24 protein-coding genes are annotated in these 23,216 nt (G+C 66.4%); 6 read left to right on the forward strand and 18 right to left on the reverse strand.

The annotated features are described in order from the left end of the window. Nucleotides 1-4: 4 nt before the first annotated feature. The 12 genes from CAL18_RS14475 to CAL18_RS14530 all read right to left on the reverse strand — a co-directional run bounded on the left by CAL18_RS14475 (nucleotide 5) and on the right by CAL18_RS14530 (nucleotide 12,612). Nucleotides 5-514, reverse strand: coding sequence for a (2Fe-2S)-binding protein (locus CAL18_RS14475; RefSeq protein ID WP_051423711.1), 510 nt, complete (start codon nucleotides 512-514; stop codon nucleotides 5-7). Nucleotides 515-557: 43 nt separating this feature from the next. After that, entirely contained in the window at nucleotides 558-1,628 is a 1,071-nt protein-coding gene (locus CAL18_RS14480; RefSeq protein ID WP_094797212.1) for an Ldh family oxidoreductase, read from the reverse strand. After that, nucleotides 1,625-3,163, reverse strand: coding sequence for a mannitol dehydrogenase family protein (locus tag CAL18_RS14485; RefSeq protein ID WP_249278415.1), 1,539 nt, complete (start codon nucleotides 3,161-3,163; stop codon nucleotides 1,625-1,627). Before CAL18_RS14485 ends, CAL18_RS14480 begins: the two co-directional genes overlap by 4 nt. Next, nucleotides 3,138-4,349 (reverse strand): D-mannonate dehydratase ManD, encoded by a 1,212-nt coding sequence (gene manD / locus CAL18_RS14490; RefSeq protein WP_026639168.1) that lies wholly within the window; start codon nucleotides 4,347-4,349, stop codon nucleotides 3,138-3,140. Before manD ends, CAL18_RS14485 begins: the two co-directional genes overlap by 26 nt. A 64-nt stretch (nucleotides 4,350-4,413) precedes the next feature. Then, on the reverse strand, nucleotides 4,414-5,952 hold the full coding sequence (locus tag CAL18_RS14495) for a UxaA family hydrolase (RefSeq protein WP_094818144.1): 1,539 nt from the start codon (nucleotides 5,950-5,952) through the stop codon (nucleotides 4,414-4,416). A 28-nt stretch (nucleotides 5,953-5,980) separates the two neighbouring features. Continuing rightward, nucleotides 5,981-6,847 carry a fumarylacetoacetate hydrolase family protein gene (locus CAL18_RS14500; protein WP_094797215.1) on the reverse strand — a complete coding sequence of 289 codons (867 nt, stop codon included), beginning with the start codon at nucleotides 6,845-6,847 and terminating at the stop codon, nucleotides 5,981-5,983. A 56-nt stretch (nucleotides 6,848-6,903) separates the two neighbouring features. Next, nucleotides 6,904-7,650, reverse strand: a complete 747-nt coding sequence (locus CAL18_RS14505; protein ID WP_094797216.1) for an SDR family oxidoreductase — start codon at nucleotides 7,648-7,650, stop codon at nucleotides 6,904-6,906. 49 nt (nucleotides 7,651-7,699) lie between these two features. Beyond that, nucleotides 7,700-9,103 (reverse strand): TRAP transporter large permease, encoded by a 1,404-nt coding sequence (locus CAL18_RS14510; protein WP_026639164.1) that lies wholly within the window; start codon nucleotides 9,101-9,103, stop codon nucleotides 7,700-7,702. Between the two features lie 24 nt (nucleotides 9,104-9,127). After that, nucleotides 9,128-9,778 carry a TRAP transporter small permease gene (locus tag CAL18_RS14515; protein WP_094818145.1) on the reverse strand — a complete coding sequence of 217 codons (651 nt, stop codon included), beginning with the start codon at nucleotides 9,776-9,778 and terminating at the stop codon, nucleotides 9,128-9,130. 62 nt (nucleotides 9,779-9,840) lie between these two features. Continuing rightward, nucleotides 9,841-10,812 carry a sialic acid TRAP transporter substrate-binding protein SiaP gene (locus tag CAL18_RS14520; RefSeq protein ID WP_026639162.1) on the reverse strand — a complete coding sequence of 324 codons (972 nt, stop codon included), beginning with the start codon at nucleotides 10,810-10,812 and terminating at the stop codon, nucleotides 9,841-9,843. A gap of 70 nt (nucleotides 10,813-10,882) precedes the next feature. Continuing rightward, nucleotides 10,883-11,914, reverse strand: coding sequence for an L-idonate 5-dehydrogenase (locus CAL18_RS14525; RefSeq protein WP_094818146.1), 1,032 nt, complete (start codon nucleotides 11,912-11,914; stop codon nucleotides 10,883-10,885). Then, complete coding sequence (locus tag CAL18_RS14530) at nucleotides 11,911-12,612, reverse strand: FadR/GntR family transcriptional regulator (protein ID WP_026639160.1); 702 nt, start codon at nucleotides 12,610-12,612, stop codon at nucleotides 11,911-11,913. The genes CAL18_RS14525 and CAL18_RS14530 overlap by 4 nt, the downstream gene beginning before the upstream one ends. A 174-nt stretch (nucleotides 12,613-12,786) precedes the next feature. Here CAL18_RS14530 and CAL18_RS14535 point away from each other — a divergent pair, with 174 nt between their 5' ends. The 3 genes from CAL18_RS14535 to pyrF all read left to right on the forward strand — a co-directional run bounded on the left by CAL18_RS14535 (nucleotide 12,787) and on the right by pyrF (nucleotide 15,424). Beyond that, nucleotides 12,787-13,182 carry a diacylglycerol kinase gene (locus CAL18_RS14535; RefSeq protein ID WP_094797333.1) on the forward strand — a complete coding sequence of 132 codons (396 nt, stop codon included), beginning with the start codon at nucleotides 12,787-12,789 and terminating at the stop codon, nucleotides 13,180-13,182. Between the two features lie 88 nt (nucleotides 13,183-13,270). Next, nucleotides 13,271-14,599 carry an NAD(P)/FAD-dependent oxidoreductase gene (locus CAL18_RS14540; protein WP_026639158.1) on the forward strand — a complete coding sequence of 443 codons (1,329 nt, stop codon included), beginning with the start codon at nucleotides 13,271-13,273 and terminating at the stop codon, nucleotides 14,597-14,599. A gap of 6 nt (nucleotides 14,600-14,605) precedes the next feature. Continuing rightward, on the forward strand, nucleotides 14,606-15,424 hold the full coding sequence (pyrF, locus tag CAL18_RS14545) for an orotidine-5'-phosphate decarboxylase (protein WP_026639157.1): 819 nt from the start codon (nucleotides 14,606-14,608) through the stop codon (nucleotides 15,422-15,424). 517 nt (nucleotides 15,425-15,941) lie between these two features. On the opposite strand, the gene CAL18_RS14555 is transcribed toward pyrF, so the two are convergent. Genes CAL18_RS14555 through ribBA form a run of 6 tightly spaced genes read right to left on the reverse strand, consistent with a single transcriptional unit; the run spans nucleotide 15,942 to nucleotide 20,251 of the window. Beyond that, entirely contained in the window at nucleotides 15,942-16,511 is a 570-nt protein-coding gene (locus tag CAL18_RS14555) for a CinA family protein (RefSeq protein ID WP_026639156.1), read from the reverse strand. Next, nucleotides 16,508-17,014, reverse strand: a complete 507-nt coding sequence (locus CAL18_RS14560) for a phosphatidylglycerophosphatase A family protein (protein WP_026639155.1) — start codon at nucleotides 17,012-17,014, stop codon at nucleotides 16,508-16,510. Before CAL18_RS14560 ends, CAL18_RS14555 begins: the two co-directional genes overlap by 4 nt. Before the next feature lie 39 nt (nucleotides 17,015-17,053). Beyond that, a complete protein-coding gene (thiL, locus tag CAL18_RS14565) occupies nucleotides 17,054-18,019 on the reverse strand; it encodes a thiamine-phosphate kinase (protein WP_094818147.1) in 966 nt (321 codons plus the stop codon). Between the two features lie 39 nt (nucleotides 18,020-18,058). Beyond that, entirely contained in the window at nucleotides 18,059-18,565 is a 507-nt protein-coding gene (gene nusB / locus CAL18_RS14570) for a transcription antitermination factor NusB (RefSeq protein WP_026639153.1), read from the reverse strand. Next, nucleotides 18,537-19,064, reverse strand: coding sequence for a 6,7-dimethyl-8-ribityllumazine synthase (gene ribH / locus CAL18_RS14575; protein WP_026639152.1), 528 nt, complete (start codon nucleotides 19,062-19,064; stop codon nucleotides 18,537-18,539). The genes nusB and ribH overlap by 29 nt, the downstream gene beginning before the upstream one ends. Next, nucleotides 19,061-20,251, reverse strand: a complete 1,191-nt coding sequence (ribBA, locus tag CAL18_RS14580) for a bifunctional 3,4-dihydroxy-2-butanone-4-phosphate synthase/GTP cyclohydrolase II (RefSeq protein WP_026639151.1) — start codon at nucleotides 20,249-20,251, stop codon at nucleotides 19,061-19,063. The genes ribH and ribBA overlap by 4 nt, the downstream gene beginning before the upstream one ends. Nucleotides 20,252-20,421: 170 nt before the next feature. Between ribBA and CAL18_RS14585 the strand changes: the two genes are divergently transcribed. From CAL18_RS14585 to phnD, 3 genes are all read left to right on the forward strand, one after another. Continuing rightward, nucleotides 20,422-21,237 (forward strand): HAD-IIB family hydrolase, encoded by an 816-nt coding sequence (locus CAL18_RS14585; RefSeq protein WP_094797221.1) that lies wholly within the window; start codon nucleotides 20,422-20,424, stop codon nucleotides 21,235-21,237. Next, the gene (locus CAL18_RS14590) at nucleotides 21,234-22,049 is read left to right on the forward strand and encodes an IclR family transcriptional regulator (protein WP_170940356.1); all 816 of its coding nucleotides are present in this window, start codon (nucleotides 21,234-21,236) and stop codon (nucleotides 22,047-22,049) included. The genes CAL18_RS14585 and CAL18_RS14590 overlap by 4 nt, the downstream gene beginning before the upstream one ends. A gap of 162 nt (nucleotides 22,050-22,211) precedes the next feature. Further along, nucleotides 22,212-23,216 (forward strand): phosphate/phosphite/phosphonate ABC transporter substrate-binding protein, encoded by a 1,005-nt coding sequence (phnD, locus tag CAL18_RS14595; protein ID WP_026639148.1) that lies wholly within the window; start codon nucleotides 22,212-22,214, stop codon nucleotides 23,214-23,216.

The raw sequence follows: 23,216 nt of genomic DNA on the forward strand, positions 1-23,216 counted from the left end.
ATGGCTACCGGTTGCCGCGCACGTGCTGGATCGCCGCAACGATGTTGCTGTATGCGCCGCAACGGCATATGTTGCCGCTCATCAATTCGCGCACATCGTCATCGTGGTCGCCGCAGGGTTCGTCCAGCAGGGCCGCGGCCGACATGATCTGCCCGGCCGTGCAATAGCCGCACTGGTACCCGTCATGCTCGACAAACGCCGTCTGCAAGGGATGGGGCGACGCCTCGGTGCCCAGCCCCTCGATGGTGGTGATGTCGCGACCGCCGGCGCACACGGCCAGCACCAGGCACGCGTTGACGCGCCGGCCGTCCATATGCACCGTACAGGCGCCGCATTGCCCGTGGTCGCAGCCCTTCTTGGTGCCGGTCAGGTGCAGGGTTTCGCGCAGGGTATCCAGCAGGGACGCGCGCGGGTCCAGAGTCAGTGTGCATGCCTGCCCATTGACGCGCAGCGTGGTAGTGACGGCTTCAGGGTGCGCGACTGAGGCGGACGCGTCGGCGGACGGATGCGGCATGGCGGGCTCCTGAACTGATAAGGCAAACGCAGGCCCGCCGCAATTAGTGTGCCCGGATGTCAGGCGGGTCTACGCCGAGACGGCGGCTCCAGTGCAGGAATTCCCGCCACAGGCCGGGCTCGATGGGAATGCCAGTGCGCAGCCGGGCGGCCTCTGCAGCGTACTCGGGGTCGCCGGGCATGCGCGGCTGCCCCGGTTGTGCGGCCAGCTCGGCGGCCATGCGTGCGACGGTTGCCGCCAACAGGGGCCCGCCGGCAAAGCGCGCCGGATCGATGACGATAAAGAATGCGCCCAGGCGGCGGGGCCGCTCCAGCTGCTGGTACATCGGGCCGATGTGCGGTCCGTAGGGATTGCCGTTCAGGGGGCCGCAGAGCAATTCGATCATCAACGCGAGCCCATAGCCCTTGTAGCCTTGTTCCGCGCCGCCGAGCGGCAGCAGGGCGTGCGCCGCGTGCGGGTCGGTGGCCTCGCGACCGTCGGCGTCGAGCGCCACGCCGGCAGGCAGGGCATGCCCTTCGCGCCGGGCATTCATGACGCGATTCCAGGGGATGGAAGTGGTGGCCATATCCAGGCACACGGGCGGCCCGTCCTGGCGCGGCACGGCAATGGACAGGGGATTGGTTCCCAGGAAGGGCGCATGGCCGCCGTATGGCGCGGCAATCGAATCAGAATGGGTGAGCGCAATGCCTATCAGGCCGCCCTTTGCAGCGGCACGGCTATACAGGCCCACGGCGCCGCAATGCGATGAATCGTCGACGCCCACGGCCGCCACCCCCGTCTCGCGCGCCAGCTCCATGGCAAGCTGGTTGGCGCGGTGCGCCACCACGATGCCCAGGCCGCGTGCGCCATGGACCTGCGCCGTGGCCGCAGCACTGCGCTCGATACGGATGTCCGGGCACGGGTCGATCGAGCCGTGGGCCAGGCGGTTCAGATAATGGGGCAGGCGCGCGATGCCGTGCGAATCCACGCCCCACAGGCTCGTCTGCACCAGGCTGTCGGCCAGCGCCGCCGCATCGGCCTGGGGCACGCGCATGGCGGCCAGGCACCGGCGCCCCCAGTCGCGCAGCTCGGACGCGGGGCAATGACGCAGATTGCGGGTAGAGTCAGGGTTCATATGGCCTCGCGCACGGCCGCGCGGACCCCGCACTGCCGCAAGGTGTAGGCATGGCGCGCCACCGCGTCGGTCAGCCCGCGGTGGCCGGCCAGGTCGCCGAATACGGGTCGATAGGCGATCAGCGCCTGCGCGCGGCGCAGGTCCGCGTCAGCGCCCTGCCCTGCGCGTGCAAGCAGCGCCTGCAGCTCGCCCGCCAGAGGATCATGGATGGTGTATGTGACGCCGGCTTCATCATGGCCGCGCAGGTAATGCAGCCATGCCGTCACGGCCAGGGCCAGCCGCCGGTAGTCCGACCCCGCCAGGATGCGCTCGCGCAGCGTGGCCAACAGGCGCTGCGGCAGCTTCTGCGATCCGTCCATCGCGATCTGCTGCAGGCGGTGCGGCAGCGCCGGGTTGGCAAAGCGCGCCAGCAGGCGCAGACGCATGGCGCCAAGGTCGGCTCCCGGCACGTCGGGCAAGGTCGGAATGATCTCGTCGCGGATGAGCGCGTCGATATACCCGCGCAATGCGGCATCCTGCATCGCCTGGCTGACCGTATCAAGCCCCGCCGATGCCCCCAGGCAGGCCAGCGCGGAATGCGGCCCGTTGACCATGCGCAGCTTCATCTGTTCGAAGGGCCGGGCATCGCTCGCGAAGCGCGCGCCGCCGGGTTGATCCCAGGCCGGCCGCCCCGCCGCGAAACGATCTTCGATGACCCATTCCAGAAACGGCTCGGCCACTACCGGCCAGGCATCATGCACGCCCAGGCGCGTGGCGATATGACGGCGGTCGGCATCGGTCGTGCGGGGCACAATACGGTCGACCATCGAATTGGGAAAAGTGCAGTGGGTCTCGATCCAGCGGCAAAGCTGCGCGCCGCAGGCGGAGGCGGAGGCGAATTCGAGCACCAGCGCGCGCAACGTATCGCCATTGGATGGCAGGTTGTCGCACGACAGCAGCGTCACGGGGCCGGCGCCGCTGTCGCGGCGGCGCGCCAGCCCGCTCACCAGCAGGCCGACTGCGGTGCGCGGCGCGCCGGCGTGCGCCAGGTCGTGCGCGATATCCGGATCGTCAAGCCGCAGCCGGCCGCTGGCCGGATCATGGCAGTAGCCTTTTTCGGTAATGGTCAGGCTGACGATGCGGGTGTCCGGGTGAGCGATCTGCGCCACCGCGGCGCCGGGATCCTCGGGGGCGACCAGCACGCGCATCACCGACCCCACCACGCTGAGCGATTCGCGCGGCGCACCGGCGGCGTCGGCGTCCCGCAGGGCCACGGTGTACAGGCCGCATTGCGGCTGCAGGGCATCGCGCGTGCCGGGGCTGCGCAACGAGATGCCTACGATTCCCCACCGAGCGTCGCCCGTCGCAGCCAGCGCAAGGTCGTTGATCATAGCCTGGTGCGCGCGGTGAAAGGCGCCGATGCCCAGGTGCACGATACCGGGCCGCAGCCGCGCCCGGTCAAAGGCCGGGCGCGCAATATCATGCGGCAAGCCGGCCAGGGCGGCGTCGGTCAGGCGGCAAGCCATGGCATTACCAATGCCACAACGTGCCGTCATGCGCCTGCCGGTTCACGGGCAAATAGGCGCGTTGGTAGGGATAGCGCGACGCAAGTTGCTCGTCGATATCCACCCCATGGCCGGGCGCGTCGCCGGGGTGCAGCATGCCGTCGGCAAAGGTATAGGCGTGGGGAAACACGGCGTCGGTCTCGTCCGTGTGGCGCATGTATTCCTGTATGCCGAAGTTCGGCACCCATATATCGAAGTGCAGCGCGGCGCCCATGCATACCGGCGAAAGATCGGTGGCGCCGTGGCAGCCGGTGCGCACCTGGTACAGGGCCGCCAGATCGGCGATGCGCCGCAGGTGCGTGATGCCGCCCGCATGGACCACCGTGGTGCGGATGTAGTCGATCAGCTGGTTCTGGATCAGGTCCTTGCAGTCGTATACGGAATTGAAAATCTCGCCCACCGCCAGCGGCGTGACCGTGTGCTGGCGGATCAGGCGAAACGCCTCCTGGTTCTCGGCCGGCGTGGCGTCCTCCATCCAGAACAGGCGAAAAGGCTCCAGCGACTTGCCCAGGCGCGCCGCTTCGATGGGGGTAAGCCGATGATGCACATCGTGCAGCAGGTGCGTGTCCCAGCCCACCGCATCGCGCACCCGCTCGAAGAGCCGGGGCGCGTGATCCAGGTACTTTTCGGTGCTCCAGTCGTGTTCGGAAGGCAGGTCGGCGTCGGCGGGCTCGTAGAACATGCGGCCGCGGCCCACGCCATACACGGCGTTCAGGCCCGGCACGCCGCTTTGCGCGCGGATCGCCCGGTAGCCCATGTCGCGGTAACGCAGCACTTCGTCCACCGTTTCATCGATGTCGCGGCCATTGGCATGTCCGTACACCATGACGCCGGTGCGGCTTTTGCCGCCCAGCAGCTGGTACAGCGGCATGCCGGCCGCCTTGGCCTTGATGTCCCACAGCGCCGTATCGACCGCCGCGATGGCGGTCATGGTGACGGGGCCGCGCCGCCAGTAGGCGCCGCGATACAGGAACTGCCAGATGTCTTCTATCTGGTGCGGATCGCGGCCGACCAGGCAGGGCGCGACATGGTCGGCAAGATAGCTGGCCACGGCCAGTTCGCGGCCGTTGAGCGTGGCGTCGCCGATGCCCGTGAGGCCTTCGTCGGTTTCGATTTTCAGGGTAACGAAATTGCGGCCGGGGCTGCAGACGATGACGCGTGCACTGCGGATTTTCATGTAGAACCCATATGGAAGAAAAAACACGTGGCGATGCGGCGCGCTGCCGGCGGCTGGCCCCGCGCTACATCACTGCCCCCAGTTGCCATGGCACAAATTCGCTCTGCCCATAGCCGTGGATCTCGCTTTTGCTGCGCCGGCCCGAGGCGGTGTCGAGCATCAGGCGGAAGATGCGCTCTCCCATGGTTTGCACGCTGCTGAGGCCGTCGACCACTTCGCCGCAGTTGATGTCGATGTCGTCGGCCTGGCGCTGCCACAGCTCGGTGTTGGTCGACAGCTTCAGCGAAGGCGCGGGCGCACAGCCATAGGCGGAACCGCGGCCCGTGGTGAAGCAGATGAGATTGGCGCCGCCCGCCACCTGCCCCGTGGCCGATACGGGGTCATACCCCGGGGTGTCCATGAAGACCAGGCCGCGCGCGGTCACGCTTTCGGCGTATTCGTATACATCCACCAGATTGGTAGTGCCGCTCTTGGCTATGGCGCCCAGCGACTTTTCGAGTATGGTGGTCAGGCCGCCGGCCTTGTTGCCGGCCGATGGGTTGTTGTCCATCTGCGCGTTATTGCGCGCGCAGTAGTCTTCCCACCAGCGCAGGCGCGCCAGCAGCTTCTGCGCCACTGCGTCGGACACGGCACGCCGCGTCAGCAAGTGTTCGCCTCCGTAGATCTCGGGCGTTTCGGAAAGTATGGCCGAGCCGCCGTGCCGCACCAGCAGGTCTACCGCTGCGCCCAGCGCGGGGTTGGCGCTGATGCCCGAATAGCCATCCGAACCGCCGCACTGCAGGCCCACCAGCAAGTGGCCGGCCGGCACCGGCTGGCGCCGCGCCCGGTTGGCCTCGGGCAGCATCTGCTGCACGAGCTCGATGCCGCGCCCCACCGCGCCGCGGGTGCCGCCCGTGCCCTGGATGTTGAAGGTATGCAGGCGCGTGCTTTCCTGCAGGCCTTCCTGTTCCATCAGGCCGGCAATCTGGTTGGTTTCGCAGCCCAGGCCCACCACCAGCAGCGCGGCGAAGTTCGGGTGGCGCGCATAACCGCCCAGGGTGCGACGCAACACCTTCAGCGGATCGCCCTCGCTGTCGGTGGCGCAACCGGCTCCGTGAGTCAGCGCCACCACCCCGTCCACATTGGGAAACCCCGCCAGGGCCTGCGGCCGGATATCGCGCCGGAAGTAGTCGGCGATGGCGCGCGCCACCGTGGCCGAGCAATTCACCGAAGTCAGCACACCGATGTAGTTGCGCGTGGCGACGCGGCCGTCTGCCCGGACGATGCCGTCGAAAGTCGCAGGCTCGGCCACGTAATCGGTGGGCCGCGTGTCCTGCCCCACGGCATAGTCGCGTTCGAATTCCGAGAACGCAAGGTTGTGGCTGTGCACGTGCTGCCCGGGCGCGATGTCCTGGCGCGCGATGCCGATGATCTGGTTGTAGCGCCGCACGGGGGCGCCAGCGGCGATGGCGCGCGCCGCCACCTTGTGCCCTGGCGGAATCAGCCCCGCCGCGGCAATGCCTTCGGCAGGCAATGGCGTGCCTCCCACCAGCTGGCGCCGGGCGATGACCACGTTGTCGGCGGGATGGATGCGGATGACCGGGTGGTCGATAGGGGCGCCCATGATGTCGTTCCAGTCGGCAGGTTCTGGCCTAGCCGTCGATGAGTTCGGGATTCCAGGCATGCACGCGCTGTTCCTGTTCGCCCAGGCCCGCAATGCCCAGCCGCATGGTGTCGCCGGGCTTTAGGTAGACGGCCTGCGGCTTCTGGCCCATGCCTACACCCGGCGGCGTGCCGGTGCTGATCAGGTCGCCGGGGTGCAGAGTCATGAAGCGGCTGACATAACTGACCAGCTCGGCCACGCCAAATACCATGGTGCGCGTATTGCCGTTCTGCTTGCGCTGCCCGTTCACGTCGAGCCAGAGGTCCAGCGACTGCGGGTCGGCGATTTCGTCGGCGGTGACGAGCCAGGGGCCGACCGGGCCGAAGGTGTCGCAGCCCTTGCCCTTGTCCCAGGTGCCCCCGCGCTCGAGCTGGTATTCGCGCTCGGACAGGTCGTTGACCACGCAGTATCCCGCCACATGATCCAGCGCCTGTTGCACCGGCACATAGCGGGCGCGGCGGCCGATGACCACGCCCAGTTCCACTTCCCAGTCGCTCTTGACCGAATCGCGCGGCAGCACCACCGGGTCGTTGCAGCCGATCACGGCGCTGGTGGGTTTCATGAAAATGACGGGCTCCTGTGGCACCGGCAAGCCGGATTCCGCGGCGTGATCGGCGTAGTTCAGGCCGATGCAGATGAATTTGCCCATGCCCGACCAGGGAGGCGCCAGGCGCCCGGGCTGCGTCACGACAGGCAGGGAGTCGGCGTCCAGGCCGCGCAGGCGCTGCTGCAACGGGCCCGCCAGGCTTTCGGCCGTAATGTCGTCCAGCACGCCCGACAAGTCGCGGATGCGGCCCTGGGCGTCTAGCAGTGCGGGTTTTTCGGCGCCCTTGGCGCCATGGCGCAGCAGCTTCATGGAATGCAGTGTCCTTGTAATGAGTAAGAAAAAGGCGGAATGTGCAGCGTAACTGTTCAGCCGGACCAGCCGCCATCGATAACCTGTGCCGTGCCGGTGGTAAACGCCGACTCGTCGCTGGCCAGGTACACGGCCAGCGCCGCGACCTCCTCGGCGCGGCCGATGCGTCCCATGGGCTGGCGCGCGACAAATGCGGCCAGCACCGTCGCTTCGGCCTGGCCGCTGACGCGCGCCTGCTCGGCGATACGCTGGCGCAGCGAGGGCGAATCCACCGTGCCGGGGCAGATCGCGTTGCAGCGGATGCCATGGCCCACAAAATCGGCCGCCACCGACTTGGTCAGGCCGATGACGGCCGCCTTGCTGGTGCCGTACACGAAGCGGTTGGAAACACCCTTTATGCTGGACGCCACCGAGGCCATGTTGATAATGGAGCCCTGTCGCCGCTCGATCATGCCGGGCAGGAAGGCGCGGATCAGCCGGTACATGGCGCGCACGTTCAGTTCAAAGGAAAAATCCCACGCGGCTTCGTCGCATTCGAGAATCGTGCCGGCATGCACAAAGCCCGCGCCGTTGAACAGCACATCCACCGGCCCGGCCTCTGCCGCGGCCCGGGCCACCGCCGCCGGGTCGGTCACGTCGAGCCTCATGGCCGTGCAGCCCGGCACATCCTTCAGTGCGTCCGGGTTCAGGTCGGCCGCCAGCACGCGCGCGCCTTCACGTGCGTACGCCAACGCAGTGGCCCGGCCGATGCCCTGCCCCGCCGCGGTAACGAACGCCGTCTTTCCTTCCAATCTGCCCGACATGCCGGGATCTCCTGTTGTGGCCGCCCGCAGGCGGCCGGGTTTGCCGGGATCAGCGTCCGCCAAGCAGCTCCGGCAGCCACATACTGACGCTGGGCACATAGGTAATGATGACCAGCGCCACGAACAGCGGCACCAGCCAGGGCAGGATGGCCATGGTCGTGCGCTCCACCGACAGCTTTGACACCCGCGCCAGCACGAACAGCACCATGCCCAATGGCGGATGCAGCAGCCCTATCATCAAGTTCAGCGTCATCACCAGCCCGAAGTGGATGGGATCGATGCCCAGTTTCAACACCAGCGGCAGCAGGATGGGCACCAGGATGGTGATGGCCGCAATGGTGTCGATGAAGCAGCCCACGATCAGGATCAGCACGTTGGCCAGCAGCAGGAACACCCACTTGTTGTCGGTAACGGCCAGGATGGCGTCGGTGAGCGCCTGCGCCGCCTGCGTGGTGGTGAGCAGCCACGCGAAAACAGAGGCCGCGGTAACGATGAACAGCACCGATGCGGTGGTCTCGATGGTATCGAACGTAGCCTTGGCCAACGAGCGCAGCGTCATCGACCGGTAGCGCACCAGGCCCAGGAAAAGCGCCCAGATTACCGCCGCCACGGCGGCTTCGGTGGGCGTGAACCAGCCCATCGTCATGCCGCCGATCAGGATGACCGGCGCCATCAAGGCCATGACGGCCGAAAAGTCGAAATACCAGTCAGCCGCCAGCAAGGCCGCAAATGCCACCAGCGTAGCCACGTTGGCGGACACGCCGAACAGGGTCATCACCCAGATGGTGAGCGGGAAAGCGAGCACGACGGCCACTTCCAGCGATGCACCCGCCAGCCGCTTCCAGTTAAAGGGCACGTCGCCGCCCCAATTGTTCTTGCGGGCAAAATAGGCCACCGTGAACATCATCATCAGCGTCAGCACGACCCCCGGCACCACGCCCGCCAGGAACAGCGACCCGATCGACACGTTGGCCATCATGCCGTAGATCACGAAGGGCAACGACGGCGGCAGGATGGGCCCCAGCGTCGCCGACGCCGCCGTGACGCCCACGGCGAACTCGGTCTGGTAGCCGTGGTCTTTCATGGCCTTGATCTCGATCGTGCCCAGCCCTGCGGCATCCGCGATGGCGGTGCCCGACATGCCGGCGAACACCACCGACCCGACAATATTCACCTGGCCCAGCCCGCCGCGCATCCAGCCCACCAGCGCCACGGCAAAGTTGTAGATGCGTCCGGTGATGCCGGCGATGTTCATCAAGTTGCCGGCCAATATGAAGAACGGCACGGCCAGCAGCGGAAACGACTCCACGCCGGCGATCATGCGCTGCGCGATCACCACGTCGGGCACTCCGCCAGACCACAACAGAAAAAACAGCGAGGCGCCGGCCATGGCCACGGCCACCGGCACGCCGACGATCATCAACAGCAGGAAGGTTCCGATCAGAATTCCCATACGGGCTCCTTGTGCGCGGGTGGCTCAGTCCAGGCTTTGGTATGCGGCGGGGTTTTCCAGCGACGAGTAGCCCTGGCGCCAGTTCTGCACACTGACTTGCACCGAACGCACGAACATCATCACGAAGCCCGCCAGCGCCAGCCAGTACACGTAGGCCTTGTTCCACATGATGGTGGTCATGGGCTCGGCGCCCACCAGTTCTATATAGCGGTACACCAGCCACACGGCATAGCCGAAGAAGGTCGTGCGCAGCACGTCGATAAGGGTCGCCAGTATTCGCCCCAAGGGCTTGGGCAGGTAGCGGTACAGGAAATCGACCTGTATGTGGCGACAGATGCGCACACACATGGCCGACCCGAAGAACACCACGCCGATCAGCGCATACACCGCCAGTTCTTCGGTCCACGCGAACGAATTGTTCATGACGTAGCGCGTGAAGAACTGCAGGAACACCAGCACGGCCATTATCCAGAACAGGGCCAGGCAGAACCAGTCTTCGAAGCGATAGGCGGACAGGTCGATATTCTGGTGCTGGTCGGCTTCTTCGAAGCTGTGGACGATGGATTCGACCGACGAAGCGTGCTGCCCGGCTGCCGCCTGGTGCACGGCCCCTGCCGGCGCATCGTCTCGGTACGGGTTCAGGACTGGTGCGTCTGCACCGCTTTGCGCTTGCATGCGATTCCCCTGTCGATGGCAACCAGGCGGGCCGCCGCATGACGGCCCGCTGCCGCGGTTTACTAGAGGGCCTGGATCGCGTCCCAATCGGCCTTCTGATAGCCGTACTGCTCGAATGGCACCTTCTTCAGCACGATGTCGCGATAGGCATTGGTATCGACCTCGACAACGTTCAGGCCTTTCTGGCGGAATATCTCCACCAGCTCTTTTTCACGCGCGATGACTTCCTGCGAAGCCTTGGCTGCGGCCTCTTGCGCAACTTCGGAAAATATCTTTCGGTCTTCTTCCGACAGGCTCTTCCACAACTTGCCTGAGATGACCGTGTTCAGGTGGTCGACGATGTGCCCGGTAAGCACGATGTTCTTCTGCACTTCGAAGAACTTCTTGGCTTCGATGGTCGTCAGCGGGTTTTCCTGCGCTTCGACGGTGCCGTTCTGCAGCGCCAGGTACACCTCGGCAAAGGCGATCGGCGATGTGTTGGCGCCGCAGGCGCGCGGCATGGCGAGATAGGCCGGCACGTCGGGCACGCGCATCTTCAGGCCCTTCATTTCGTCGCACTTGGTGAACGGCCGGTTGGATGTGGAATGACGGGTGCCATAGTACGTGGTGGCCACGATATGGTTGCCGCTCTTTTGCTGGTAGCCGTCGGTCAGCGTTTTGTAGATATCGCTCTTGGTATAGGCCAACAGGTGTTCGGGGTCGCGGAAGGTGTAGGGGTAGTAAGTGACGCCTATGCGCGGAAAGCTCTTGGCGGCAAAGCTGGAACCGGAAATGATCATGTCCACGGTGCCCAGCGTCAGCCCCTGGTTGATGTCGTTTTCCTTGCCCAGCTGCGAGGCGGGGTACACGTCGATATGGTATCGGCCGTTGGTGCGTTTCTCGATTTCCTGGGCGGCCCACACCGAACTGGTATGGAAGGGCTCCGAGGTTTCGTATACATGCGCCCACTTCAGCGTGGTCTGTGCCAGCGCGCTGCCCGACACGGACAGAATGGCCGAGGCCAGCAGCGTCTTGACGGCATTGCCTTGCTTCATCGTTGTCTCCTCTCTTCTGAGGTTGATCGGGCGGCGGCCTGGTTGTTATGAATACCGCTGCCTTTGGTGGTCAGGGGTCACATACAAGCTGCACCTTGGTACTGCGCGTGCGGTCGGCGGCCAATTCAAAGGCTTCGGCCGCACGCTCGAGCGGCAATTGCGCGCTCATCAATGGCCGCACATCGACCCGCCGGGTACGCAGGAACGAAACGGCCCAATCGAATTCGACGCCGGCGCGGAAAGCGCCCACGTAGTCCAGTTCCCGCGACATGATGCTGTTGGCGGGAAACGCAATGCCCGAGGCGGGCAGCGTGCCTACCTGCACGATGCGCCCGCCGCGCCGCACGGCGGCCAGGCAGGTGTCCAGCGCCGCAGGGCTGCCGGCCGCCTCGATGGCCACATCGGCCAGATCGGCCAAGTCGGCCGGCGACGCCCGGTCGGATCGCAACGTGTCGTCGGCGCCGACCTGTCGCGCCATCGACAGCGGCCGGTCGGCGATGTCGGCGACTACAACACTGGCGGCGCCGGCCAGCCGCGCAGCCAGGGCCGTCATGCAGCCGATGGTGCCGCCGCCCGTGACGAGTACCGTCTTGCCCAGCAGGCGGCCGGCGCGATGCACGCCGTGCAGTCCGATGGACAAGGGCTCGGCACATGCCAGTTCACCCAGCGAGATATCCTCGTGCACCGGAGTAAGCTGCCGCTCGCCCATGACGAAGCGCTCGCGGAACATGCCCTGCACGTGCGGGTACACGCTGGCGCTGCCCAGAAAACGCATGTGCCGGCACAGGTTGTCGCGGCCGGCGCGGCAATAATCGCACTGCCCGCAAGGGTGCGAGGGATTGATGGCGACTTTCATGCCGGGCTGCACGCGGGTGACCGCGCTGCCCACGCGCACTACCGTGCCGGACGCCTCGTGCCCGGGGATCAGCGGCTCGCGAATCACAAAGTCGCCTACACGGCCATGCAGGAAATAATGCAGGTCGGACCCGCAGATGCCGGCCGCGCCCAGGCGCAGTTCGACGTCGTGCGCGCCCAGCGGCGTTTCGCCGTCGGTATCCAGCCGCAGGTCGCGCGCCCCGTGGATTCTGCAGACAAGGCTCATGTCCGGACCTTGGGAGCGGACGCCCAGCTGGCGGTCAGCCGGTCGTGCGAACACGACAGGTGGCGGCGCATGGCTTCGCGGGCTCGGGCCGCGTCGCCAGCCGCGATGGCGTCGACAACACGGCCGTGTTCGGCGATGGCCGCTTGCCAGCTGGACGGGTTTTCAAAGTAATCGCCCAGCTTGACCGACAACGGGTTGTGGCGTTCGTCAAACAACTCGCCGACCACCCGCAGCAGCACAGAATTATTGGCGATCTCGGCCACGCGCAAATGGAACAGCCGGTCGCCCTGGATGGGTACCTGTCCGGCCTCGGCCTCTTCCTGCATGGCCTGAACCGCCTCGCGCAGCCCTTCCACCTGCACCGGCTGGGCAAGCTCGGCAGCCTGCGCGGCCAGTTCGCCCTCGACCAGTTGCCGGGCCAATATGGTCTCGAGCGGGCTCTCGGCCACCACGCTGGCGGATCCGTCGCGGCTGCGCACATAAATGCCCGACCCCATGCGCACTTCGACCAGGCCTTCCACTTCCAGCGCAATAAGCGCTTCGCGCACGGACGGGCGCGACACGCCCAGCTTCAGGGCAAGGTCGCGTTCGGGCGGCAGGCGCGCCCCCACGGGGAATTCGCCCGCCTGGATCAGCACCCGCAACTGGTCGGCAATCTGGCGGTACAGTCGGCGCGGTTCTATGGGATGAAAAGGCATGGAAGCGGCAAAAAGGTAAAGTGGCCTTACCAGTTGTCCGCATGTTGCGCGCCACAGCCGGGTGGGCACAATTAGGGTTTGCGCTAGGCGCCCCGGCGGCCGGCCGCTACGACCCTACCCCGCATGCAACGCGAATCTGTTAAAAACGACGCGCCATACGCACATACCCGGTACATGTCTCATACTCCGCACCCTTCTCCCTACAAAAGCACAGGCGGCCTGCGGCGCATCCTCAACGCGCTGCGCTATTCGCTGCAGGGCCTGCAAGCCGCTATCAAATACGAAGCGGCTTTCCGGCAGGAACTGGTGCTGGCCATTCTGCTGATACCGGCGGCTTTTTTCCTGGGACGCAGCACCGACGAGGTGTTCATTCTGATCGCCTCGGTGATCCTGGTGCTGGTGGTGGAACTGCTGAATTCGGCGGTAGAGGCGCTGGCCGATGCGCTGTCGGTCGAAACGCACCCTTTGCTGGGCCGCGCCAAAGACCTGGGCAGTGCGGCCGTGATGCTGATGTTGCTGTTCACCATCGCCGTGTGGGTGGCCGTGGGCGTCAGCCGGTTCTTGCTCTAGGCAGGCCCGGCGGCATGCCGCTTGCTTCGGCCCGGAACCGGCAACGGGCGGCTCCCCCGCCCACCGACTTCCCTCTATACTTTTCTGCATGGCTAACGATCCGATCCACCCTGCGCCAGACCCCGCTCATCGCGTCGTGATCGTCGGCGGCGGCGCAGGCGGCCTGGAGCTGGCCGCCAAGCTGGGGCGCAAGCACGGCCCGCGCTACGTCACGCTGGTGGACAGCCGCCCTATCCATATCTGGAAGCCTTCGCTGCACGAAGCCGCCGCGGGCACGCTGGACATTTACCAGGAAGGCCTGTCTTACCTGATGCTGGCCAATTTGTGCGGGTTCTCGTTCGCGATGGGCGAGTTGCAGGGTGTGGACCGGGAACGCCGCGTCATCCAGATCAGTGCAGTGGCCGATGCGCACGGCGAGGTGGTGCTGCCGGCACGCGAACTGCATTACGACACGCTGGTGCTTGCGGTGGGCAGCGTGTCGAACTTCTTCAATACGCCGGGCGCCGAGCAGTACGCGGTGACGCTGGACAACACCGAAAATGCCGAAGCGTTCCGCCTGACCATGCTCAAGGCGATGGCGCGCGTGGACCAATCCAAAGTGCGCGACCCTTCTGCCCGCCTGGATGTGGTGATCGTCGGCGGCGGGGCCACAGGGGTGGAGCTGGCCGTGGAACTGCATGAAGCGGGCGGCGTGGTCGCCGCATATGGCCTGCCGAACTTCCGCGCCGAACGCGATCTGGCCATCACGCTGGTAGAAGGCGCACCGCGCATATTGGCGGCTCTGCCCGAGAGAATTTCCGAAGCGGCGCTGGCGCGCCTGACCGAGTTGGGCATACGCGTGGAAACCAATTGCCGCGTGGCAGAAGTCACGGCCCGCAGCGTCAAGACGGCCGACGGCCGGGAATTTCCGGCGAGCCTGTGCATGTGGGCCGCCGGCATCAAGGGCCTGCCCTTGATGGAAGCCTTGGGCATGCCTTGCAACCGCAGCGGCCAGTTGGTGGTAAACAGCCGCCTGGAATCCCCCGACCCGAATATTCTGGCCCTGGGCGACTGCTGCGCCGTGCCGCGCGGCGATTCGGGCACGGTGCCCGCGCGCGCGCAGGCCGCGCACCAGGAAGCCACCTACCTGGCGCGCAAGATCACGGCGCGCATCCGCGGCAAGGCCGAACCCCGCGAGCCCTACGAATACCGCGACCGCGGGTCGCTGGTGTCGCTGGGGCAGGATGCGGGCGTGGGCAGCCTGATGGGCAAGCTGGCGGGCCGGGGCCTGTTTGTCAGCGGTACACTGGCGCGCCTGATGTACATGAGCCTGCACCTGATGCACCACCACGCGGTGCTGGGCCTGCGGCGCACCGCCACGCTGGCGCTGGCGCGCCTGCTGATGCGGCGCACACATCCACGCGTGAAACTGCACTGAATATCCATGACCTTCATACAACGACTTGAACAAGCCTGGGCGCAGGGCAATACGCTGCTGCAGGTCGGGCTGGACCCCGATCCCAAGCGCTTTCCGCGCGAGCTGCAAGGCAAGCCGGACGCCATCTTCCAGTTCTGCCGCGGCATCGTCGACGCCACGGCGCCCTACGCGTGCAGCTTCAAGCCGCAGATCGCGTACTTCGCCGCGCATCGGGCCGAAGAGCAGCTGGAGGCCCTGTGCGCGCATATTCGCGCGACGCATCCCCATCTGCCGATTGTGCTGGACGCCAAGCGCGGCGATATCGGCACCACCGCCGAACACTACGCGCGCGAAGCGTACGAACGGTACGGGGCGCATGCCATGACGGTAAACCCATACATGGGGCTGGATTCGGTCGAGCCCTACCTGGGCTGGAAAGACCGCGGCGTGATCGTGCTGTGCCGCACGTCCAATCCGGGCGGTTCGGACCTGCAGTTCCTGAAGCTGGACAGCGGCGAACCGCTGTACCTGCACGTTGCCGGCATGGTGGCCGACAAATGGAACGCCGACGGGCAATGCGGGCTGGTGGTGGGCGCCACCTACCCCAACGAGCTTGCGGCCGTGCGCCAGCGCATAGGCGAGGCGATGCCGTTGCTGGTGCCCGGCATCGGAGCCCAGGGCGGAGACATCACCGCCACAGTGAATGCCGGGCGCAATACAGCGGGCACCGGCATGATGGTCAACGCTTCGCGGGCCATCCTGTACGCCAGCGGCGGCGACGACTGGCGCGAAGCGGCCGCACAGGCAGCCAGGGATCTGCGCGACGCCATCAACGCCGTGCGATAAACAGCGGCCACCGTCGGGCGTGCGCAAAAGCCGATAAATAGCAGCCACCGTCGGGGTGCGCGAAACCTGATAAACAGCAGCCACCGTCGGGGGCGCGAAAGGTGTCAGGCACCCTTCGGGAGCCAGACACCGCTCCCGTTGCAAACTATGCGGTGTCTGACTCCCGAAGGGTGTCAGACACCTTCCGCCACGCGACACCTTCCGCCACCGCGACACCGCCGCGCCGGGCTTATGGCCGGCTGCGATGGACGGGTTCGCCGATCAATTCCAGCAGCCCGCGTAGCGCGTACACCACCGAACTTTGCCGCACCTGCGCCCGGTCGCCGGCGAACACCTGGGTGTCTGCGCGCGACGTGATCCCGTCGCCGTTGCGTATCGTGCGCGAAAGGTGTCAGGCACCCTTCGGGAGCCAGACACCGCTCCCGTTGCAAACTATGCGGTGTCTGACTCCCGAAGGGTGTCAGACACCTTCCGCCACCGCGACACCTTCCGCCACCGCGACACCGCCGCGCCGGGCTTATGGCCGGCTGCGATGGACGGGTTCGCCGATCAATTCCAGCAGCCCGCGTAGCGCGTACACCACGGAACTTTGCCGCACCTGCGCCCGGTCGCCGGCGAACACCTGGGTGTCTGCGCGCGACGTGATCCCGTCGCCGTTGCGTATCGCGAAACCGAAGCACACCATGCCTACCGGTTTGCCGGGCGTGGCGCCGCCCGGGCCGGCGATGCCCGTGGTGGACGCGGCGATATGCACGGCGGGACTGGCCAGCATGACGCCGCTGGCCATTTCCAGCGCCGTCTCTTCACTGACGGCGCCGAACCTGTCCAGGGTATCGGCCGATACATTGAGCTCGGCAATTTTTGCGTCGTTGCTGTACGTGACGAGCCCCCGGTCGAACCAGTCGCTGGAGCCCGCCACGGCCGTGATGGCGCCGGCCAGCAAACCGCCGGTGCAGGATTCGGCCGTGCCCAGCACGAGGCCGCGTCGCTGCAATGCGGCGCCCAGTCGTTCGGCCAAACCCAGCGCCTGGGCCTGGGACAGGGAAGCGGGCGCGAGGCCCGGCACAGGCTTGTGCGGCAACGTCATGTGAAGACCCCCAGGCGTACGAGTATGGCCATGACCAGCAAGGCATAGCCCGCGGCAACGATGTCGTCCCACATGACCCCGAAGCCGCCCTTGATCTTGGCGTCGAAATACTTGATGGGCGGCGGCTTGGCGATATCGAACAGCCGGAACAGGCCAAACGCGGTCAGCTGCGCGAGAAAGGTGCCGGGCACCAGCCACAGCACCAGCCAGAACGCCACCATCTCGTCCCATACGATACCGACATGGTCGTCTACCTGCAATTCACGCGCGACGCGATGGCACGCCCAGCAGCCGTACGCGAACGCCAGGGCCAGGAAGATGGCCAGCGCCAGGTCGGACGCGGCCGGCGCCGCCGCCGCCCAGATCAGCCAGGCCAGCAGCGTGCCCCAGGTGCCCGAAGCCGGACGCAACAGGCCGCTGCCCAGGCCGAAGGCGATCAGCCGGCCGGGGTCGCCCGCCACCCAGCGCGGGGCAGGATAGGCCACCCGCACGCGATTGCGCATGGATGCCGGAGACGAATCGGGGCTGGCGGGCATAGAGATTCAGGAAACAGGAAAATGATCGAAGCCGCGCGGCAGTTCGCGCAGCGGCAGGCCATCCGCGTCCAGCACCACGATGCCGGGCTGGGATTCGATGAATCCGATGGCGGTGACAGGCACCCCGGCGCGGGCCGCCGCATCCAGCACGCGGCCGCGGTCGGCCGGCGCGGCGGTAAAACACAATTCGTAGGCATCGCCGCCGCCCAGCACGGCCTGCAACACCGTTTCGGCCGGCAGGCCCTGCACGGGGACGGCCACCGGCATCGCCGCGTAGTCCAGCCGGGCGCCGGCCCCGCTGGCGCGCAGGATATGCCCCAGGTCTTGCAGCAGGCCGTCGGAAATATCGATGGCGGCGTGCGCCAGCCCAGCCAGCGCCTGCCCCAGCGCCACCCTGGGCTGCGGGCGTTCCAGCGCCGTGCGCGTTGCCGCCAGCCGGGCGTCGTCGGCCGGCAGCTGTCCGTCGAGCAGGCGGTAAGCCACGTCGGCCGCGCCCAGCGCGCCCGATACCCAGATCTGGTCGCCCGCACGCGCGGCATCGCGGCGCAGGGCGCGGCCCGGCTCGACTGCGCCAAATACCGTGACGCTGATGGCCAGCTCGTGCGCGCTGCGCGTGGTGTCGCCGCCGATCAGCGGGCAGCCATGCGCGCCGGCCAGTTCATGAAAACCCTGCGCAAATGCCGCGAGCCAGGATTCGTCGGCCTGTGGAAGCGCCAGACCCAGCACGCAGCCGATGGGCATGGCGCCCATGGCGGCCAGGTCGGACAGGTTGACGGCCAACGCTTTGTGGCCCAAGGCGTGGGGATCGACATCGGGAAAGAAATGCCGCCCCTGAATCAGCATGTCGGTGCTGGTGGCAATGTGCATGCCGGCCGGCGCCGGGAACATGGCGCAATCGTCGCCCACCCCCAGCATGCCCGCGGGCGCCGGCCGAGCAAAGAAACGCGCGATCAGATCGAACTCAGAGGCCAAGCGGGTCTCCAGCACGGCGCGCGGCAGCGCGCGCCGCGCCTATCGGCGCTGCGAGGCGGCTGCCTGCACCTCGGTGGCGCGCACGTCGGCAGCCAGTTTATCGAGCACGCCGTTGACGAACTTGAAGCCATCGGTGCCGCCGAACGATTTGGCCAGTTCGACCGCTTCATTGATGGCCACCTTGTACGGCACTTCGACGTGGTGCACGAGTTCGTAGCTGCCGATAAGCAAGATGCCGTGCTCTACCGGCGACAGTTCGTTCAACGGCCGGTCGATGTAGGGCGCAAAGCGCTCGCGCAGGTTGGGCGCCTCGCGCAACACGCCATGCAGCAGCGTCTTGAACCATTGGGCATCGGCTTCGGAGAAGTCGTCGGCGTCGCGCAGGTGCGCGTCGATTTCGCCGGCGTCCTGCGTACCTTCGCCGCCGCGCAACAGCCACGCGTACACGCCCTGCAGCGCAAATTCGCGGGCACGCCGGCGGGCGCTGCGAGCGTTGGCGCGCGCCTGCGCCGCGCTATCAGCGGCTGTCGGTTTCTTCGTCGTCAAAATCTTCGTCCTCGTCTTCGTCGTCTTCGTCGTCTTCTTCGGGCTGCAGCGCCGCCACCAGGTTGGCCATTTCAACGGCCGCCTCGGCGCAATCGCTGCCCTTGCCCGCCGCCCGGGCCTGGGCTTGTTCGTCGGTGTCGACCGTCAGCACGCCATTGGCCACGGGAATGCCCGTTTCGAGCGAAATGCGGGAAATCGCGCGCGCCATTTCGTTGCTGACCACTTCGAAGTGATAGGTTTCGCCGCGGATGACCGCGCCCAGCGCGATCAGCGCGTCAAACTCGAAGCTTTCGGCCATGTGCGACAGCGCCACGCCAAGTTCGAGCGCGCCCGGCACGCTGGCCACCATGACGTCGCGTTCGTCCACGCCGAGTTCGGCCAGCTTCTTCAGGCACGCATCGAGTTCGGCCATGCCGATTTCTTCGTTGAACCGGGCGCGCACGATACCGATGTGCAGCCCTTCGCCGTTCAGGTCGGGGGTAAGGATGTAAGGATTCATGAGTCGGCCTTGGGGGAAGTGGCAGAGGTGGAAGGGTCGCAATCGTAACCCGTAATGGTGAGCGAAAAGCCCGCCATGCTGGGCATTTTGCGCGGCCGGGCCAACAGGCGCATCTGGCCGACATTGAGATCGCGCAGGATCTGCGCGCCGATGCCGTACGTGCGCAGCCCGTAACGCTCGCCGTCGCGCACCGGCGGCTGGGCGGCCGCGTCGCCCCAGGCGGCGATCTGTTCGAAAAGATGTTCGGCGGACGCCTGGCAGTTCATGAGCACCATCACGCCCGCCGGCGATTGCGCAATGGCCTGCAAGGCGCGACCCACGCCCCAGCTGTGCACCGTGGCGCCGGCATCGAGCGCGTCCAGGATGGACGAGGGCTCGTGCACGCGGACCAGGGTTTCCCGCTGCGGATCGATGGCCCCATGCACCAGGGCCAGATGCACTGCCCCGTTGGCCGTGTCTTTATAGGCCACCGCCCGGAACTGGCCCCAGGCGGTCTGCATGAGGTGTTCGCCCACGCGCTGCACGACGGACTCGTGTTCGCTTCGATACTGGATAAGGTCGGCAATGGTGCCGATCTTGAGATTGTGCGCGCGCGCGAACTCGACCAGGTCGGGCAGGCGCGCCATCGTGCCGTCGGGGTTGAGAATTTCGCAAATGACCGCGGCAGGCGTCAGGCCCGCCATGGCGGTGAGGTCGCAACCGGCTTCGGTGTGGCCGGCGCGCACCAGCACGCCCCCGGGCACCGCGCGCACCGGGAATATGTGGCCGGGCTGGACCAGGTCGCTGGGCTTGGCGTCGCGCGCCACGGCCACCTGGATGGTGCGGGCCCGGTCGGCGGCCGAAATGCCCGTTTCGACGCCTACGGCGGCCTCGATGGACTGCGTGAAGTTGGTGCCGTAGCGGGTGCCGTTGCGGCTGGCCATGAGCGGCAGGTCGAGTTGCCGGCAGCGTTCTTCGGTAAGCGTCAGGCACACCAGGCCCCGGCCATGGGTAACCATGAAGTTGATGGCCTCTGGCGTGACGAACTCGGCAGCCATGACGAGATCGCCTTCGTTTTCGCGATCTTCTTCGTCAACCAGAATGACGATGCGGCCGGCGCGCAGTTCGGCGATGATCTCGGCAACCGAGGAAATGCCAAAGGACTCCGGGGCAGCGTCGGACGCAATGGAAGCAAGCGGGGCAGGCATGAAAATGACCACAGCGGCAGGAAAACGCTAAGTTTACCGCCCTTGGCCACGCCGCGGCCGGACCCGGGCGGCCACGTCGCCGCCTGCCGCGCCGGCCTGAACGGTAAACTGCCACCCACAGCGATCACGCGAAAACATCCCGACACACGGACTTCACGACAAGGACCCCCATGCAAGCGCTTGCAGCCATGCCTGCCACTGTTGCCGCAGCGGTGCGTATTGTGCTCACCGATATCGACGACACCCTGACCACCGACGGACGCCTGCCCGCCGACGCCTACGCGGCGCTCGAGCGGCTGGAAGCCGCCGGCGTCGTGGTCGTGCCCATTACCGGCCGCCCCGCGGGCTGGTGCGACCACATCGCACGCATGTGGCCGGTGCGCGCGGTGGTGGGCGAGAACGGCGCCTTCTACTATGCGTACGACCGCGCCGCCCGGCGCATGAAAACCCATTATTGGGCCGATGCCCAGGCGCGCGCGTCCAGCCGCGAGCGCCTGGACGCCATACGCGACCGGGTACTGCGCGAAGTGCCGGGGGCGGCGGTCGCCAGCGACCAGGACTACCGCGTGGCCGACCTTGCCATCGACTTCTGCGAAGATGTGCCCGCCCTGCCCGAGGCGGCCATCAGCCGCATCGTCGACATCTTCCATGAAGCCGGCGCGCAGGCCAAAGTCAGCTCCATCCACGTGAACGGCTGGTTCGGCGACTACGACAAGCTCACCATGACGCGCACGCTGTTCGAGCGCGAACTGGGCCTGGATATCGACCAGGCGCTGCCCGAATGCCTGTTCATCGGCGACTCGCCCAACGACGAGCCCATGTTCAGGTTCTTTCCCGTATCGGTAGGCGTGGCCAACATCCAGGCCTTGCTGCACCGCCTGGACCACCATCCCGCCTATGTGGCCTCGCGCCACGGCGGCGGCGGTTTCGTGGAAATGGCCGACCGCCTGTTGCAGGCCAGGGCAGCCGCCGGATCCGCATCGTGAAGACGTCCCCCACGCCCCCTGCGCGGGCCACGGACGGCCGGCGCAGCATCCAGTCCGTCGAGGTCGGATTCCCGCTGCTGGCCGCCCTGGTCGACGCGGGCAAGCCCCTGACGCTGCGCGATCTGGCCAGCGCCGCCGGCATGACGTCGGCCAAGGCCCACCCTTATCTGGTGAGCTTCACGCGGGTCGGGCTGGTGCAGCAGGATTCGGCAACGGGGCAGTACGAACTCGGGCCGTTCGCCCTGCAGATGGGGCTGGTGAGCCTGCAGCGCCTGGACCCGGTGCGGGTTGCCATGCCCGAAGTCGCCGCGCTGCAGGCCACGATCGGGCACACGCTGGGTATCGCGGTGCTGGGCTCGCACGGGCCCACTATGATCCACATGACCGAAGCCAGCTATCCCGTGCACGTCAACATGCGCAAGGGCACGGTGATGTCGATGCTGCATACCGCCACCGGGCTGGTATTCGCGGCCTGGCTGCCGCCCAAGGTGGCCGAGCACTACATCTCGCGCGAAGCGGGCGACACGGCGGTTATTGCCGGCCGGCAACCGCCGCGCAAGGTAACCTACGCCGAGGTCGAGGCGCAACTGGCGGACATCCGCGTGCATGGCATGGCGCGCGCCCTGGGCAACCCCCTGCCCGGCGTGGATGCGCTTTCGGTGCCGGTGTTCGACAGTACCGGCACCGTGGTGCTGGCACTGACGGCGCTCGGGCCGACCGGCCTGTTCGATTCGCAATGGAACGGCGCCATCGCCAAACCGCTGCTCGAATGCGCGCGGGAAATTTCGCGCAAGCTCGGTTATCGCAAATAAACGCAGGCCCCATCCGGCAAAACGAAAACAAATCGAAAAAAACGAAACCGACACGAAAACAACACGAAAACAAATACAAGTAATCCCCCGCTGGGCGGTTTCGTTTTTTTGTGTTTGAATATTTAAGTTTGGTGATATTCGAACACTGAAGGAGACACCGTCATGCAAGCCTTGCGCCTGATACAAGCCGCCGCGGCCATTTCCCTGGCCTTCGGCATGCAAGCCGCCCAAGCGGCCGACAGCTGCCCCAATCGGGGCGACCTCGATCAAATGTATTGCGACGCCAACAAGGACCTCGTCGCCGATACGCCCACCGACCCCGCCAAGCTGAAAACGCCGTCCACGCTGGTGTTCACCTACACGCCCGTCGAAGACCCGGCCGTGTACGCCAACATCTTCAAGCCGTTTACGGAATACCTGGCCGAATGCACCGACAAGCGCGTGGTGTTCTACCAGGTGCAAAGCAACGCGGCCGAAATCGAAGCCATGCGCTCGGGCCGGCTGCACGTGGGCGGCTTCTCTACCGGCCCCACGGCCTTTGCCGTGAACATCGCCGGCGCGGTGCCGTTTGCCGTCAAGGGCTATGCCGATAGCTTCCAGGGCTACAACCTGATCGTCATCGTCAAGAAAGACAGCCCCTACCAGAAGCTCGCCGACCTGAAGGGCAAGAAGCTCGCCCACACCTCGCCTTCGTCGAACTCGGGCCACATGGCTCCCGTGGCGCTGTTCCCCAAAGAAGGCCTGGTGCCGGAACAAGACTACAAGATCATTTTCTCGGGCAAGCATGACCAGTCGGTCATGGGCGTGAACTCGGGCGACTACGACGCGGCCGCCGTGGCCTCCGACGTCTTCTATCGCATGGCCGAGCGCGGCCAGGTCAAGGAAGAAGATTTCCGCATCATCTACACCAGCGAGAAATTCCCCACCTCGTCGTTCGCCTACGCGCACGACCTGGAGCCGAAGTTCCGCGACCAGATGCTGAAGTGCTTCTATGACTACCGCTTCCCGGACGCCATGAAAGAAGCCTTCGACGGCGCCGACCGCTTCTACCCCGTCACTTACGAGAAAGACTGGGCCATCGTGCGGCAGGTCGCCGAATCGGGCGGCGAAAGCTTCAACCGTGCCGCGTACGATCGCGAAACCGCCAAGAGCAAGGGCAAGCAGTAA

The sequence above is a fragment of the Bordetella genomosp. 7 genome, from assembly GCF_002261415.1.
Lineage (GTDB): Bacteria > Pseudomonadota > Gammaproteobacteria > Burkholderiales > Burkholderiaceae_B > Bordetella_A.